This is a genomic window from Tunturiibacter gelidiferens, assembly GCF_051013345.1.
Taxonomy (GTDB): domain Bacteria; phylum Acidobacteriota; class Terriglobia; order Terriglobales; family Acidobacteriaceae; genus Edaphobacter; species Edaphobacter gelidiferens_A.
This window is the reverse complement of record NZ_CP132939.1, coordinates 4,630,284-4,646,114: the sequence shown is the minus strand read 5'-3', so window position 1 is coordinate 4,646,114 and position 15,831 is coordinate 4,630,284. Positions and strand designations below refer to the sequence as shown.

General features: G+C 56.0%; 11 protein-coding genes, 1 tRNA gene and 2 pseudogenes. 5 read left to right on the top strand and 9 right to left on the bottom strand.

Annotation, left to right across the window (positions count from 1 at the left end; all coding sequences use genetic code 11):
• Positions 1-56 precede the first annotated feature (56 nt).
• From RBB80_RS23190 to RBB80_RS23170, 5 genes and pseudogenes are all read right to left on the bottom strand, one after another.
• The gene (locus RBB80_RS23190; protein ID WP_433964702.1) at positions 57-686 is read right to left on the bottom strand and encodes an MBL fold metallo-hydrolase; all 630 of its coding nucleotides are present in this window, start codon (positions 684-686) and stop codon (positions 57-59) included.
• An 82-nt stretch (positions 687-768) separates the two neighbouring features.
• Positions 769-1,068, bottom strand: coding sequence for a preprotein translocase subunit SecG (gene secG, locus RBB80_RS23185; RefSeq protein WP_433964701.1), 300 nt, complete (start codon positions 1,066-1,068; stop codon positions 769-771).
• A gap of 323 nt (positions 1,069-1,391) precedes the next feature.
• Positions 1,392-2,198, bottom strand: coding sequence for a LuxR C-terminal-related transcriptional regulator (locus RBB80_RS23180; protein ID WP_433964700.1), 807 nt, complete (start codon positions 2,196-2,198; stop codon positions 1,392-1,394).
• 257 nt (positions 2,199-2,455) lie between these two features.
• Positions 2,456-3,414, bottom strand: a pseudogene (locus RBB80_RS23175) (UDP-glucuronic acid decarboxylase family protein).
• A gap of 101 nt (positions 3,415-3,515) precedes the next feature.
• Positions 3,516-4,933 (bottom strand): annotated as a pseudogene (locus RBB80_RS23170) (UDP-glucose dehydrogenase family protein).
• A 687-nt stretch (positions 4,934-5,620) separates the two neighbouring features.
• On the opposite strand from RBB80_RS23170, the gene RBB80_RS23165 reads away from it, so the two are divergent.
• Genes RBB80_RS23165 through RBB80_RS23155 form a run of 3 tightly spaced genes read left to right on the top strand, consistent with a single transcriptional unit; the run spans position 5,621 to position 7,069 of the window.
• Entirely contained in the window at positions 5,621-6,091 is a 471-nt protein-coding gene (locus tag RBB80_RS23165) for a hypothetical protein (protein WP_433964699.1), read from the top strand.
• 2 nt (positions 6,092-6,093) lie between these two features.
• The gene (locus RBB80_RS23160; protein WP_433964698.1) at positions 6,094-6,450 is read left to right on the top strand and encodes a nucleoside-diphosphate sugar epimerase/dehydratase; all 357 of its coding nucleotides are present in this window, start codon (positions 6,094-6,096) and stop codon (positions 6,448-6,450) included.
• A complete protein-coding gene (locus tag RBB80_RS23155; RefSeq protein ID WP_433964697.1) occupies positions 6,416-7,069 on the top strand; it encodes a sugar transferase in 654 nt (217 codons plus the stop codon). Before RBB80_RS23160 ends, RBB80_RS23155 begins: the two co-directional genes overlap by 35 nt.
• Before the next feature lie 168 nt (positions 7,070-7,237).
• Here the strand turns inward: RBB80_RS23155 and RBB80_RS23150 are convergent.
• The 4 genes from RBB80_RS23150 to RBB80_RS23135 form a co-directional block, all read right to left on the bottom strand.
• Positions 7,238-7,322, bottom strand: a tRNA-Leu gene (locus RBB80_RS23150).
• A gap of 200 nt (positions 7,323-7,522) precedes the next feature.
• A complete protein-coding gene (locus RBB80_RS23145) occupies positions 7,523-8,209 on the bottom strand; it encodes a lipid-binding SYLF domain-containing protein (RefSeq protein WP_433964696.1) in 687 nt (228 codons plus the stop codon).
• A gap of 255 nt (positions 8,210-8,464) precedes the next feature.
• Complete coding sequence (locus RBB80_RS23140) at positions 8,465-10,897, bottom strand: Orn/Lys/Arg decarboxylase N-terminal domain-containing protein (RefSeq protein WP_433964695.1); 2,433 nt, start codon at positions 10,895-10,897, stop codon at positions 8,465-8,467.
• A gap of 483 nt (positions 10,898-11,380) precedes the next feature.
• Positions 11,381-12,208, bottom strand: coding sequence for an HAD family hydrolase (locus RBB80_RS23135; protein ID WP_433964694.1), 828 nt, complete (start codon positions 12,206-12,208; stop codon positions 11,381-11,383).
• Positions 12,209-12,490: 282 nt separating this feature from the next.
• Between RBB80_RS23135 and RBB80_RS23130 the strand changes: the two genes are divergently transcribed.
• Positions 12,491-13,552: a serine/threonine-protein kinase gene (locus RBB80_RS23130; protein ID WP_433964693.1), complete on the top strand. Its 1,062-nt coding sequence runs from the start codon at positions 12,491-12,493 to the stop codon at positions 13,550-13,552.
• Between the two features lie 304 nt (positions 13,553-13,856).
• The gene (locus RBB80_RS23125) at positions 13,857-15,791 is read left to right on the top strand and encodes a tetratricopeptide repeat protein (protein WP_433964692.1); all 1,935 of its coding nucleotides are present in this window, start codon (positions 13,857-13,859) and stop codon (positions 15,789-15,791) included.
• The last annotated feature ends 40 nt before the right edge of the window (positions 15,792-15,831 follow it).

Here is a 15,831-nt window from a genome sequence, read left to right as displayed (position 1 = left end):
TTATGGGGTGCGTGTAAAGTTGTACATTTTGTATTTCTTATAAGCAACTGATTTTATTATGTTTGAAGAAAAGGATTTGAGTCGCGTTCCGCGCCGATCGTGGTCCTGGAGCCGTGGCCGGGAATGACCGTGACCTCGTCGGGCAGGGTGAGGAGGCGGTCGTGGATAGAGGCAAGGAGCTTGCGGATGTCGCCGCCGGGTAGGTCGGTGCGGCCTACGCTGCCGGCGAATAGGGTGTCTCCGGCGAGAAGGAGAGTCTGGGCTGGGAGGTAGAGGCAGACGCTGCCTTCGGTGTGGCCCGGGGTATGGATGATGGAGCCGGCGAGACCGGTGATGGCGATGAGTTTACCGTCCTCGAGGGTGTCGTCGGGGGTGGGGACAGTGGGGGTGGGGATGCCGAGCCAGCCTGCCTGAATGTCCATCATTTTGACCAGAGGGAGGTCATGTTGGTTGTAGAGGATGGGGGCGCCGGTGAGTTGCTTGAGGCGATGGGCTCCGGCGATGTGGTCGATGTGGGCGTGGGTGATGACGATTTGTTTGACGGTGAGGTTGTGGGTGGCTAAGACGGCCATGATTCGGCCGATGTCGTCGCCGGGATCGACTACGATGGCCTCGCGGGAGGTTTCGTCTCCCAGAATGGAGCAGTTGCATTGCAGCGGGCCGACAACGAGAATCTCGTGGATCATGGGAGTTTGAGCCTTCAGGTGGGAGCTTTTTGGAATAAAAAATGCGCAAGCCGGGGCCTGCGCATCTTGGAAGATCTAAGAGTTACTTCTTGGCGGGCGTCGTCTGGCTGGTGGGGTGGGCGGTGCCGGAGAGGACGGAGTGGTCGCCACTGGCGCGCGAGAGCAGGATGGTAAGACCAATGGAGGTGACCATAAAGACGATCGCCGAGTAGGTGGTGAGCTTGGTGAGAAGATTGGCTGCGCCGCGAGGACCGAAAGCGGTCTGCGATCCCTGGCCGCCAAAGGCTCCGGCGAGGTCGGCCGACTTGCCCTGCTGCAGGAGGACTACGCCAATGAGAAAGAGACAGACGATAACGTGAATGATGACGAGAAGAATAACCATCGGAGCTGCTTGCTACCTCTTGTGCCCGGAGAATTGTTGTCCGGAGAATGTTCGGGATCGGTGCATGAGTCCCGGCGCCTTGCGGCGTTCCCACCTAGACCTAGAACCTAGTGTATCACTGGCTATAACAGGTAGCCCAACTGGCGGTGGCTGTATGACCGGCTTCTGGCGGAGATGGTTGATACGGGGTGGTGTGCTGAATCTAAGTCCACAACAGCCTGACTGCGTCCGGAGACAGGAGCATCCCGCCGGCGCGATAAGGAATCGGCAACTGCGTAAGAGGTTGGGTGGAAAAGGGACGAGCGGTTTGGGCAGGATGGAGTTCATCGGGATCCTTCGCTCCGCTCAGGATGACGGCAAAGGTGTGATGCGGGCTTAGGCGGTCTTGATGATTGCGATTTTGTTGGAGGCTGGGGGTGGGCGGGGCGATTTTGTATCGGATGCGTGTCGCGAGGGGTGAGCGCATACAACACCGCCTCCATGCGATTGGAGACGCCGAGTTTGTCGTAGATGCGGAAGAGGTGGTTTTTGATCGTGTGTTCGCTGAGCTTTAGCACGGTAGCCAACTCGGAGTTGCTGAGGCCGTCCGATAGAAGATGCAGGACCTGTTGCTCGCGGGTGGTGAGCAGCGGTTTGCCGTGGCGGTCTATGACATTGGTAGATCTGGGATGAGAGAGAGAAGACACGAGGTGGGCGAGCAGCTCGTTCTTTGCCCATATCTGCCCCTGGTGAACGCATCGGATGCACTTGCAGAGGAGCTCGAACCGTAGATCGGCGCTGCCAAAGATTCCTTTCGCTCCGGCGCGGAATAAGGAGATGACTTCGGCATAGTCGGGATCCTGGGTGAGGACGACGACGCGGGCACTTTTGTAAAAGTCGGGAAGCGATTGAAGGATCGAGACGGCTCCGGGCGTGTTGTCCATTCTTGAGGAGCCGATGAGGATGACGTCTGCCGGGATGGGCCCGGTCGTACTGAGGAGATGCTGGACATCATTGATCGGGGCGACGATCTCGATATCGGGAACCGCTTGAAAGGCACCCTGCAAAAGCTCGCAAAGCATCACGGGCAGGTTCGCCACAATGACTTTAATGACATCAGGAGAGGTATTGTTTTCAGTAACTCGCTTCATGAGTCTCTCCAGCACGAGGTTGGTCACTCAATTGAGAATATCTTCTCACTATCAGAGATGATCTCCAGACGAAAACGTTACATGAATTGCTACGTTCAATTGTGACGTAAGTGCTCATCGAGTATTGCTTACAGTGATTCGATTACTCCGAAAATTCACAATGGAAGTTGAGGGTCTCTCGTGGGCATAAATCTATGTTCTTTCTTTTGCGCAGAGACGTATTTACTAAATTATCCATGAGAATAATTTCTTATGGCCTATGAGTTCCGAACCAAACCCGTTTCAGCGTGGGCTTGGAAGTAGGCTAACGACATCTCTAGTCCCTGACGGAGTTGAATCTTGGGGGTCCATCCCAGGAGACGGATCGCTTTGCTGATGTCTGGCCTGCGACGGGTGGGGTCGTCCTGGGGAAGCGGCTTGAAGACGACTTTTTTGTCTGATCCGATGAGCTTGAGAATCTCTTCGGCGCAACTTAGGATGGTCCACTCTTCTGGATTGCCTATGTTGACGGGAAGATGCTCGTCGGAGTCTGCGAGTGCGAGGATGCCGGCTACCAGATCCGAGACATAACAGAAGCTTCGGGTCTGCATACCGTCCCCGTAAATGGTGAGCGGCTCGCCACGAAGGGCCTGCGACATGAGGTTGGAGATGACTCGGCCATCGTTGATTTGTAACCTTGGGCCGTACGTGTTGAAGATTCTCACCAGGTGGGTGTTGACTCGATGATAGCGGTGGTAGGCCATGACCGCGGCCTCGGAGAATCGCTTGGCTTCGTCGTAGACGGAACGGGGTCCGATTGGATTGACGTGTCCCCAGTAGGTTTCCGTCTGGGGATGAACTTCGGGGTCTCCGTAGCACTCGGAGGTAGAGGCGTGCAGGTACCCGGCGTGGTACTTTTTGCTATTTTCAGAGTGTTGATGGTTCCGGCCGACCCGACGAGCAGTGTTTCCACGCCGAGCCGGGCGTAGTCTACAGGGCTTGCCGGCGAAGCAAAGTTGAAGACGAAGTCGACTTTACCGGGGTCGAATGGCTGGCAGATATCGAGGCGATCAAACTTGAATCGGGACTCGTTGCGCAGGTGAACCAGATTAGCTTCATTGCCCGTGCTCAGGTTGTCAACGCCGATCACGCTGTTTCCTGCGTCCAGCAGGGAATCGCACAGGTGCGAACCGAGAAATCCTGCCGCTCCTGTTACAAGAATTCTTTTGGCGTTCATATCTCCCTCGGATGCGAGATTCAATCGGGCTTACTCAGGAAACCCAACCGGCTCGCGCAAAATGTTCAGTAGATCGAAGAAACGACTTGAGTAAGGATCGACTATCGAGAGCGAGATGCGACGGTTGCGAGCTCCTGGGTGTGGTGTCGCGTGGGTCTACCTACGCTGAAATAAGTAATCTCATTTTCCAACATCAGTTCGGGATCATATAGATTCCGGCCATCCAGGATGATCGGAAAGCGCATCGCTGCGCTGAGGCGCTGAAGGTCGAGACGTGCAAACTCCGCCCAATCTGTGAGGATCAAAAGAGCATCTACGTCATTGGAAGCGTCGTAGGGGTCAGATGCGTATTGAATCTCGGGACTTGACGGGAGTATCTGCTCAGCACGCTGCATTGCGGCGGGATCAAAGGCACGGATGGAGCATCCTTCTTCGATCAACATTCGAACTAACTCGATCGCGGGAGAGTCGCGGATATCGTCGGTTCCGCCTTTGAAGGCAAGACCGAGAACGCCAAGTTTTTGCCGCGGAGCGTCCAAAGCGCTGAACGAACCTTGTTGAGGAATCTCCGCTTCTGGTCTGCATTGATGTTTTCGACTTCGGTCAGGAGAGCAAAATTGACTCCGAGTTGCTCGGCGACGGAGCGGAACGCGGCGACGTCTTTCGGAAAGCAGGATCCACCGTAACCGATGCCGGGCCGCAGGAACCGTGGACCGATGCGGCTGTCGAGGCCCATGCCCTGGGCAACCTGCTCGACGTCGGCGTCTGCGGCCTCGCAAAGGTTGGAGACGGCGTTGATGAAGGAGATCTTGAGAGCAAGGAAGGCGTTTGAGGCGTGCTTGATGATCTCGGCGCTCTTGGTGGTGGTACGTAGCAGAGGCGGTGGGGTGTCATGATTGCAGGCACCGTCGATCGCTCCTGCCTTTGCGTAGTACCTGCCTGTGGTCAGGGGTTCGTAGATCTTGGACATGATGTCGGCGGCACGGTCACTATCTGTTCCTACGACGATTCGATCTGGATGGAGGAAGTCTGATACGGCCGTTCCTTCGCGTAAAAACTCCGGGTTCGAGACGACGTCAAACATCTCTCTCGAGACGCCGTTGCGTTCCATAACCCTGCGAATCCACTCGTTCGTGTAGACGGGAACTGTGCTTTTTTCTGCAATCACCTTATAGGCTGTGATCGAGCGCGCAATTTCACTGGCGACTGCCTCGACGTACGACAGGTCCGCATCTCCTGTTTCGCTCTGGGGTGTTCCTACAGCTATGAAGATTGCCTGTGCTTCACGCGTGGCAGCAGACAGGTCTGTGGTGAACCGCACCCTGGCGTTGCCATATCGCTGCAGGAGTTCGGGCAGGTGCTTCTCGTGAATTAAACTCTCTCCGTCTTGCAGTGCGGACACTTTTTGCTGGTCATTATCGACGCATACGACGCTGTGACCCATCTCTGCAAAACAAACAGCAGCTACTAATCCGACGTAGCCGGAACCGACGACTGCAATGTGAATCGAATCACTCATAGGGTCTCCCAGAAATCTATTTTTTATGTGCAAAACCGAGGTTGGCGATGCTGCTCGCCGTTATTCTTTTTCCGTGTATGAGCTTGGTCCCTATAGGCAGCTGTCCCGTTTAGGATGATGAGAACCATGGATGAGTTGGCTGGGCCGCGGAGATATCTGAAATATCGGCAGGGAACTCCCTGGCGCGCCCGCGGCATCCCGGCGGGACGCTTGAGGCTGGTTGAGATTCGGAGTGAGGAGGGTGATGGCCCTGGAAGCGCCATTTTATTGGTAAGTGTCTCCATGGGGCCCTCCAGCACGGACGTTTGTCGCTGCATGAGAATTTTCTCAGCTTTGCTGTCGCTCTGTTGCAGAAAAACAGTCAAGTCTCCTTATACCGCAGGTTGCGGTGTGGAAGCTATTTTTTATTTTGTGTGCCGGTGCCGTCTTCTTGAACAGGTTCAGGGCACAACGTCGGGTATTCGACGAAGCTCTGATTGTCGTGGGGTGAAACACAATCTCCGGTTGGCGGTAAGAATTCAGTTTTGCAATCGCATCTCTCTCGTGAGAAATACTTCTCGGGTACTTTTCTTCGTTGCCTGGAGATATCGATACAGGTTACTCTGGGACGTAGCACATTAGGGCTCAACTTGTTGCTCAGTGGTTCCACCAATTTGCGAGAAGGCACTCTCTGAAGGGGCTTCCCCAATGACACCTTCCAACAGAACAACCATTTTAGAGCTAGCACCAATCGGCGATATCGGGCTCTTGTTCTGCTGTCTCGGCCTTTCTTATGTAACAGCGGTTCATCAGCGTGTATTCGATGTCTTCAACTCGCTGGAGACGCACTATCCCATTCAGGTTTTTGTGGCGACGATCGTGCTGGCCACAGGATGGCATGTGGCACTGCGGTCCAACGGGTTTTATCGTTCGCGTCGATTGAACGGTTCTCTTAGAGAGATACTCGATGTCTGCACGGCCAGTTCGCTCTGTGCGCTGTTGAGTTGCGTCTGGTTGTGGCTGATCGGCTCCCGTTCCATACGCAGCACGGTAGACATGGCCGTTGTCGCAGCCCTCTTCGGCATTATGAGCTTCGCGGCATTTCTTACAACGCGTCTGGTCGCTCGAGCGACGATGCAGGCGTTTCGTGCCCGGGGCACAATCGCAGACATGTCCTGATCGTGGGCACCAATCGCCGAGCCAATAGCTTTGTTCTAGAGTTAGCCAACCACCCTGAATGGGGATACTGCGTACAGGGTTTTGTGGATGATCAATGGTGGAGCAAACAGACGGCTGACTCCCAACTGGGAGCTTTAGTTGGTGGTCTGGATTCCGTCCCAGAATTATTGAGAACGCTACCGGTGGATGAGGTGATTGTCGCTTTGCCTCTGGCGTCGTTCTACCAGCAGATTGCGAGCATCATCTCCTCATGTCGCGATCACGGAATCGCTGTCCGGTTTCTTGGTACTTTTTTGATCAGGACGAGTCCAAACGGACGGCTTTTTGCGCGGAACCATTGGCACCATTACTTTGCATGATGAATCCTGGAATGCGTGGGCGTTCATGATCAAACGTGCAACCGATGTCATGGTGTCCCTGTTGTTGCTTGTGGGGCTGGCTCCGCTTTTCCTGATGATCGCGTTGTTGATCAAGCTGACTTCCAAAGGACCGGTCTTCTTCAGGCAGACCAGAATGGGGTACGGCAAGCGGCCTTTCGAGATTCTGAAGTTTCGCACGATGGTTCAGGATGCGGAACGTCTTATGTCGCAGATCGAACACCTGAACGAGACCCAGGGGCCAACGTTCAAGTTGAAGAATGATCCGCGGATTACTCCGGCGGGCAGGTTTCTTCGGAAGACGAGTCTGGACGAGATCCCGCAGCTGATCAATGTGCTGATCGGAGACATGAGCCTTGTAGGTCCGCGACCGCTTCCGCTTCGTGACTACGAGGGATTTTCGCAGGACTGGCACAGACGACGGTTCAGTGTGAAGCCGGGAATCACCTGCCTGTGGCAGATTATGGGCCGGAGCTCTATAGGATTCGACGAGTGGATGGCGTTGGATATGCGATACATCGATCAGTGGTCGGTGTGGCTCGATATCAAAATTCTTTTTCAGACGATCCCTGCAGTGTTCCGCGGATCTGGTGCCGTGTAGAGATTGATCTCTTTGTATAGAGTCGACGATTTCATCGCCCCTATGGGGGTGCGGCTCGAGGCAGAGGAGATCCTATCTGGCATTTCGCTTTGAATTCGTGGATATTGGGCAGACAATAGGCCAACCGTCTCCGGTCGACCCTGGGATGAATCGTTCGAAAGTTTGGATTGGTGCGGAGGAGGGGACTTGAACCCCTATGCCTTGCGGCGCTAGCACCTCAAGCTAGTGCGTCTGCCAATTTCGCCACCTCCGCGCTTTATCTCGACGCCGGTGAGCGCGAGGTGCGGTAAGCAATCCGAAGGTAAGTATAGCATCTGAGGGCGGTGATTGGGAGCTGTGGATTGGGACGTTGCCGAGAGTAATATCGTCGGAGCGAAGTCGGATGTGCGGGTATCAACGAAACTGCCTCTTCCGATTGAGAAGAGGCAGTTTGCTGGTTGGTTTCGGTATCGGTTACATATCGCGCTTCGGAGATGCCTTGGTGAGGACTCCGTCCAAGGCTTTTCCTGAAGGAGTAATGGTCACAGTCCCGTCCCGAACGATCTGTGAGGCGGTGACATCCTTGCCGTACACAGCCTTGTTGGCGTCATCGTCGGTATCCATGGATGCGCTGGCCAAAGAAGCGCCGGCAAACAATCCACCCTTGGCTCTGGAGTAGGTCAGGACATCGACATTCGGATCGTTGGCTCCAACGGCTTTCGCTCCGGTAGGACCGGCAACGGCAGTCGCGTCCGCACCCAGCTTCATTTTGCCGGAGAGGATCTTCGAGGCGCCGACGTTGGTCTCGACCACCAGCACATAGTCGGTGGAAGAGCTGCCGAGCTGTACGCCGAGGCTTCCGACGTCCAACTTGTACATAGCGGGAGCCGACCATGGGCCGCTAAAGTCGGCGCCAGAGCGGCAGGCGATCACGCCTCGTCCATAGGTCACGCCGAGGCCGACTCCAACCTTCTTGACGGACGGGAAGACGAGCACGCATGCGGATTTATTGAGGAGGTGTTTCGGTATGCCGTCGGGTTTGGCGAGGAACTGTCTTAATACTTCGGCTGAATTGCCAAGGCGATCGTCAATCTTATTTTGCGCAACAGCCGGTAAGGTAACCCCAATGCACACCAGAGCGAGTAAAAGTTCTTTTTTCATTATTGAACCTTTCTTGGTTTGTTTTCCGGATTTAGGGCCGATTGCCGCTTTTGGCGGTTCACTGTTCGCATGGGATTGCCAGCTTCAACCGGTGAAACTATCGAAATACCAGGCCGTGATGCTGGGGAGAGCGAGGAATGCGGTGACAGAACGACAGCGATCAATCGCGAACGACTATGGTGGCAAGTTAAAGGGAACGGCCTGTTCTGTCAATAGAAAAAGGCCGTTCGAGTCGACTTAGAAGAGCTCCGTGAATCACCTTTCAGGAGAAAGGCCGCTTCCTGGGACGACGGGTGAGGTCGCTGGAGCGCGCTTCTTCTTCTGGACAGGTGGCGCTGCGTTTGGTGGGCGTTGCTTCCCGTGGCCGTTGCCGTTCTTCTTCTTTCCGGGGGTTTCAACAACGGCGCGCATCCAATAGTTTCCTTCGGAGTCGGCCTCGATGCCATGGACCTCGCGTTCGAAGCCGGGGAAGCGCTTACCAAACTCTTCCATGGCGAGGATGAGCTTGATGACTGGGCTTTCGGCGCTGCCTAGACGTTCGCCGGGCATCGACATGGGGATACCGGGAGGGTAGGGAACGAGCATGACAGCGGCGATTCGCCCGGCCATCTCCGAAAAGCGAATCTTCTCGGTTTCGTGGCGGAGGAGCTTCTGGTAGGTCTGAGCGGGTGTGAGGATGGGGTCGAAGTCTTCGTCACAAGCATCGTTGACGAGTCCGGAGAGGTTGAGCTGAACCATCGCCGCGTGCATCTCGTCGGAGAGCTCTTTGAGGGTGACGTTGCGGTAGCGATGGGGGTAGCGAGAGACGAGTTCAGGTAGGGCTTCTTCGAGGGGCGCTTCGGAGTCGTAGAGGCGTTTGAACTCGAAGAGGTTTTCGAGCAAGGCGCCCCATTTGCCTTTGGAGGTGCCGACGGAGAAGAGAACCAGGACGGTGTAGTCGCCGGTGCGAGCGATCTCGACGCGACGTCCGTCGAGGAACTCGGTGACGATGGCAGCGGGGATTCCCCAGTCGCTGACCTTACCCTGAGCGTTGACGCCGGGGGTAAGGATGGTGACTTTGGTGGGGTCGAGCATGCAGTAGTCGTCGGAGATGTCTTCATCCTGAAAGCCGTGCCACTCTTCACCTGGTTTGAGGGTCCATGCGCTGGAACGGTTGGTGAGGAGACCGTCGGCTGCCTCTTCGAGGAGGTATGTTTTTCCGTCGAAGGGATCGAAGACGTACTCGGGTTGATAGAGGCGGAAGAACCAGCCTTGTTCGGCTTCGCGGAGACGATGGCCGATGGACGACATTGCTTTGCGGAAGCTGATGGCATCCTGCAGGGTCTCGCTCATTAGCGTGGGACCGGCGGGCTCGTCCATCATGGCTGCGGCTACGTCGAGGCTCGCGATGAGTGGGTAGAAGGGCGAGGTGGTGCCGTGCATCATGAAGGACTCGTTGAACTGATCGAAGTCGAGATTGGCGCGTGGGCTTAGCTTGACGTGAATCATGGAACCCATCGAGAACGCTGCGAGCATCTTGTGCGTGGACTGGACAGCGAAGATGGTGGGGCGATCGGGCATATCGTCGGGAACACCCATCGCGAAGCGGCCCTGGTAGATCTCGTGGAACTTGGCGTAGGCATACCAGGCTTCGTCAAAGTGAATGCGCGGGACGGACTTCGAAAGCTCGGTGACGACGCGGTTCACGTCGTAGCAGAGGCCGTCGTAGGTGGAGTTGGTGACGACGGCGTAGGTGGGATTCTGGTTGGCGACGCCGGTAGTGAGCGGGCTCTTGTCGATGATGCCGCGGATGAACTCGGGGCTGAAGCGTTTGAGAGGAACGAGGCCGATCATGCCATATCCGTTGCGCGTGGGCTTCATATAGACGGGGCGCGCGCCGGTGACGGTGAGGGAGTGGCAGATGGACTTGTGGCAGTTCGCGTCGGCGAGGACGATGTCGTCCTGCGCAATGACGCCGTGGCCGACGATCTGATTGGAGGTGCTGGAACCGCCGAGAACGTAGAAGGTCCAGTCGGCGCCGAAGATGCGCGCGGCGTTGCGCTCGGATTCGCCGGGAGGCCCGAGGTGATCGAGCCAGGAGCCGAGCGGCGAGGTGGAGATGCCGAGGTCGGAACGCATGATGTTTTCGCCGAAGAACTTATGAAACTCCATGCCTACGGGATGCTTGAGAAAAGCGACGCCGCCCATGTGGCCGGGAGCATCCCAGGAGTAGGCACCCTGATCGTTGTACTTCTTCAGTTCGCGGAAGTAGGGCGGGAGGAGTTGCTCGTGGTAGCGCTCGACGGCGAAGTCGACACGATTGGCGATGAAGGCGGGGGTGTCGCCGAAGAGATGGATGTACTCGTGGACCTGCTTGACCACTTCGAGCGGGAGTTCGCTGACGAGAGTGCGGTCGGCGATGAGAAAGATGGGGATTTTCTTGTTGCGGCGGCGTACGGCACGGAGGATCGCCAGCGCCGCGCCTTCGGCAAACTGGTTCTCGCCCTCCAGGTCCCAGTCCAGAAGGATGGTGCTGTACGACGGGTCGGATGTGACCAGGGACAGACCGTCCTCTGGCGTCGAGGTGCGGACGACCTCGTAGCCTTCGAGACGAATCGCCTCCACCAACCGCTCCATAGCGCGGTCTGAGACCGAATCCGTGCCGCCAACCTCACTCGCAATCAATAAAACCCAACGACCTTCGCTCATACACCTCTCACTTCTTGTGTTAATCCTCTTAGATGTTACAGGGAAGTTTTGTGGGGTGTTTATCGCATGTGAATGTTGGGCAAATTGTTGGGCGGATGAGGATAGATCAGGCGCAGTTGACGCAACCGTAGTGAGCGCAGAGTTTGCAGACCAGGATCAAGTGTTTCTTCAGGGCCTGACGGGCGCGGTGTATGCGGATGCGGCGTTGCCGGCCGGAATGCGAGTTTTCTCCGCGAAAGCTTCCTGTCGGAGGGCTTCAGAACGGGAAGCACGTGATCGATGCACTCATACTCGATCTCCTCTGATCTGGGAGCGGGCGGAGTGTCTGTGGAGTGACGAGCCAACCGCTCCAAGGCACGGTCTTCGGCGGAACGGTGGCGATAGTAGTCGATTATGGCGTTACGGAGGAAAACCAAGCGGCGGCGGAGTCCTGTCGCCGTAACATCGAGGCATTTTCGATAGCGCGGATATAGGCGCTCTGAACTATGTCTTCTGCGGCTGCTGCAGAAGCGACGCTGATCTAGAAATGAAGGGTGAGGTCGGCGAAGCTCGCAAGTTCGAGTAGTTGTTGCCCTGCAGGGGTTGGTTCACGACCTCGTGCTCGAGGACCCAGGTGAAATCGTGCGGAATGAAGATGGCGTTCAAGCCGGCTGAGAGCGCTGGGTTGACGTCCGAGCGGGGGCTATTGCCGACCATCCAGGTATTGCATGCCTCGCAACCGTGGTGAGAGGAAAGGGAGAGGTAGGCCTCGTGGTGTTTTTCAGGCAGCACCTCAACAGAAGTGAAATGAGGAGCGAGGCCGGATCGATGCAGCTTGTCGGTTTGCTCGTCCTGGTCTCCCTTGGTAACGAGAATGAGTCGGTGGCGCGTGGCGAGTTCGCTTAATGTGGGAGCGACGTCAGGAAGAAGCTCGATCTCCTGATCGGCGATGGACTGGGCGAAGCTTTCAATGCGACGGTGCTTTTCGTCTGTCATGGGGACGTCGGTGAGCTGTTCGAAGCAGGCAACCAGCGACCTGCGGAAGCTGTGAAGTCCGTAACCGTGGGCACGGATGGTGTCGTGCTCGACCCGGTTGAGGTGTCCGCGGACCTCTTCCTCAGTGTGAACTCGATGATCAAGGTAGGAGATGAAGCTGGTGATGGCACGCTCGAAGTAGATGTTGTTCTCCCAGAGAGTGTCGTCGGCATCAATCAGCAGGGTCTGGTTAGCGGGGCGGCGGACGATTTGAGTAGGCGAGTTCACACACTGATTATAAAGTGCTCCCGCGACGGCGCTGGATGTGTGGAAGATAAGTCTTGAACGGCATGCCACGCTTGGGGGATGTATTCCTTGAGGTGGCTATGCGAGAGTTGAAAGCGATCACGAGTCCTGGTCTGGTGCAGTTGGAAAGATTGCACGAGGCCTGTCACGTCAGCTGCAGATTTTGTTTATCGAGTATGGGACCCTTTCGAGGTGATTCTGCGATCAAGTGCAGATGAGCATTACGATCAACTCGCAGAAGACGTTACGCTCGCGAGGCCGGTTATGAAAATGATCGCAAAGCGAAGATATTAGTTCCGATCGACGCTGGGAGAATAGAAGGCAAACCGAGGCATGATTCCAGAGGCTGGCCAGAGGTTCGGTCCGTACGAGATCCTGGGCAGACTGGGCGGGGGAGGCATGGGCCTCGTCTTTCGAGCCTGGGATGAGCGGTTGCATCGCGAGGTTGCGGTGAAGCTTTTGCATGAGAGCTATAAGATGCCAGGAATGCGAGAGCGTTTCCTGCAGGAGGCACGGGCTGCGTCTGCACTGAATCACCCAAATATCTGTATGGTGTTCGACATCGGCGAACAGGATGGCACGCCTTATCTAGTGATGGAACTGCTGGAGGGCGAAACCGTAAGGTCTCGAATCGAACATGGCGCGCTCTCGTCGGACGAGATTGTTCGATATGCACTTGAGATATCTGACGCGTTGGCGGCGGCACACAGTAAAGGGATTGTGCATCGAGATATCAAGCCGGCAAATATCTTCCTGGTGAAGATGCCGAATGGAAAGAGCCAGGCTAAGGTGCTGGACTTTGGCCTGGCGAAGATAGGGCTCGAAGTACGTGGGGGTTGGGAATCGCGAACGCTTGATATGACGCTGTCGGGAGCGACTGTTGGGACGGTGGCATATATGTCGCCTGAGCAGGCGCGGGGCGAGTCGTTGGACACTCGATCGGATCTGTTTTCGCTGGGAGTCGTCCTTTATGAGATGGCGACGCGACGTGTGCCGTTTGAAGGGACGACGAGTGCGCTGATGTTTGTGCAGCTTCTCAGTCATACGCCGGACTCTGTGCGTAACTGGAACGAATCGATTCCGCGTGACTTGGAGCGAATTATTCTCAGGTTGATGGCGAAGAATCGGACTGAGCGATTTCAGACCACGCAGGAGTTGCAGGAGGCTTTGACAAGGGTTGGGGGAAGCTGGGTCGAGGAGGATGGTTGCATCGGGGATCTTTGTCAGCAGTTCCCCTCGTTCGTGCTTATGACCCAGTCGCTCTGCATAAGGGACCGAAACGCAAGCCTGAATCAAGCAAGGGCGATTCACGGGGTCGGCGAGAGGTGCGAGCCAGGGAGGCAAGTGATAGCAAAGGCTGGCCCGCCCCGTGCTCGGGCCGGGGACAGATTTTGACAGCGCTCTGCAAGGCTCGCATCTCGCTCAAGCGAGTGCTCTGGCATTTGAGAGTAAGGACTCGCAGTGGCATCGGGGCTCTGTATACGGGGTGGTAGTGCAACGCGACTCGTCTCAAGATGCAAGTGTCCAAGACGTTGGTCATAGCGCGTTGGCGGGAGCGAGGGTACTACCTTCTGAACCATGTTCGATAAGCTCTCGATGCGGGTTGACGCGTTTTGGAGAAGCTCACGATGACATTGCTGAGTGGAAGGTAACGGAATGGGTTGGCTCTGAAGACGATTCTTTAGCGGAGCTGATGGCGATGCAGAGAAAGAAAACCTGGGTTCGAGCGGCCGCCGCAGTGATCCTAATACTCGTCTTCGCGACGGCAGCCTCTCTATGGATTGGTAGAAGCCTCTTTCGTCCGATGGTACTCAAGCCAAGCGATCGTTTGCTGCTGACTCTTGTTCAGAACAAGACGGGTGACAAAGCGCTGGACGGAACTGTGATGCAGGGACTTGAGATTGCGCTGCATCAATCGAAGACTTTGAATGTCCTAGGTGGTGAAGCATATCGCGCGGGCCTGACGCAGATAAAGCCGGAAAGTACTGAAGCGATGATGACAGTGCCAGTGCAGAGTGTTGCGCAGACGATTGGCGCGAAGGCTTATTTGTACGGTGAGATCAACGGATCGGAGGCCCCCTATAGGATCAGTGTCGACGTGTTGAGGACAGACTCGAATGACAAAGTCGCGAGCCTCGATGAGATTGCTGTGACCAGGGAAGAGATTCCCGCGGCGATTGGCCGACTGGCGCTCGCTGTGCGAAGAGAGGTGAGTGAAGACAGTAAAGCTGACCTGCGGAGAACTATTCCATTTGGCGATGAGGCGTCAAAAAGCCTTGAGGCGTTGCACGCTTACTTCGCGGGCGCGACGGCGGAGCAGAGTGGGCGAATCACCGATGCGTTGAAGGGATATCAGGAAGCTGTCGGTTTCGATCCGAAGTTTGTTCAGGCGCAGATGCGTCTTGCATGGCTTTATCGCGAAGAAAAAGCTGAAGTGAAGTCTGCGGATGCGGCCGGCTTGGCGAGCGATGCCGCAGTTCACGCCAGCGAGGCGGTGAAGTTGCTGGCGAAATTCTGCTTTGAGATGAATGGGAGTGGGGATCTGGTTCAGGCTACCAGAACAATCCGCGAGTATGTGTTGCGATATCCGCTCAGCGTTGACGGGCGGAAGGGGTTGGCGATAGCGTTGCGAGTTCAAGGGTTATTCCCGGAGGCTTTGCATGCTGCACAGCAGGGGTATGAAGAGAACCCGTTCGATGCAGAGACTTATATCGAGGCAGAACGCGACCTGATCGGGATGGATCGATACGGAAGCGCCCTTGAACTGGAATCACAGGCTGGTCACATTGGCGTTGCGCGCAGTATCAACGTTCTGACCGCGGCATATCTAGATGGGAGGGAAGATCTTGTGACCGAGCGGGTAAGAGAATTGCAGGATGCGCTTGCAGGACCAACGATTGGCAGTCGCGCACAGGTGACGTACGCAGACTTGAATAATTACGGTCTTTACTTGGATAGCACAGGAAAGAAGGTGGCGGCTCTGGATCTGTGGCGTACGGCGGCCGCAAAAGCCAGCGACGAGGCTGAGCTATCTGGTACCCAGGCGTCTTTGTTGGCGCAAGGTGCTCTTGATTATGCTCTGGCAGAGAGTTGCCCCGCCGCACTGGCGATGGTTGAGGAAGGGAAGAGCTTGCCGAAGGGACCAGTTGCAAGCTTTAACGCAGGAATGGCAGCGGCTCTCTGTGGAGATCAGCCATATGCGGTAAAGACCGCCGTCACCCTGCAACAGCATTTTCCGCGAAATACTGTAGTGGTGCAAGACTATGTGCCTGAGTTGAACGCTGCAGCGGAGATTGGAATAAATGAGCCAGAGAAGGCCATCCCAGGTCTGGATACTCGCGTACAGTACGACGAGACGGTGTTCGCGGCATATTTGAGCGGCATGGCTCATGCTGCGCTAGGTCAGACGTCTCAGGCCATTCTCGATTTTCAAACAGTATTGGCCCGGCGCGGCGAAGCGTCGATGCTGGAAGGCGATCTATATCCAATGGCAGGGATAGGCGTAGCGAGGGGCTACAAGAACAGCCGCAATCAACCGAAGAGTGTCGAGGCTTATCGGAGATCTTTGAAGTTATGGAAAGAGGCGGACCAAAGGCAACCGTTAATGACCGAGGCATTGGCCAGAAGTAGATAAGGCCAACGCAATTAATCCATAATCAATGGGCCTTCAAATA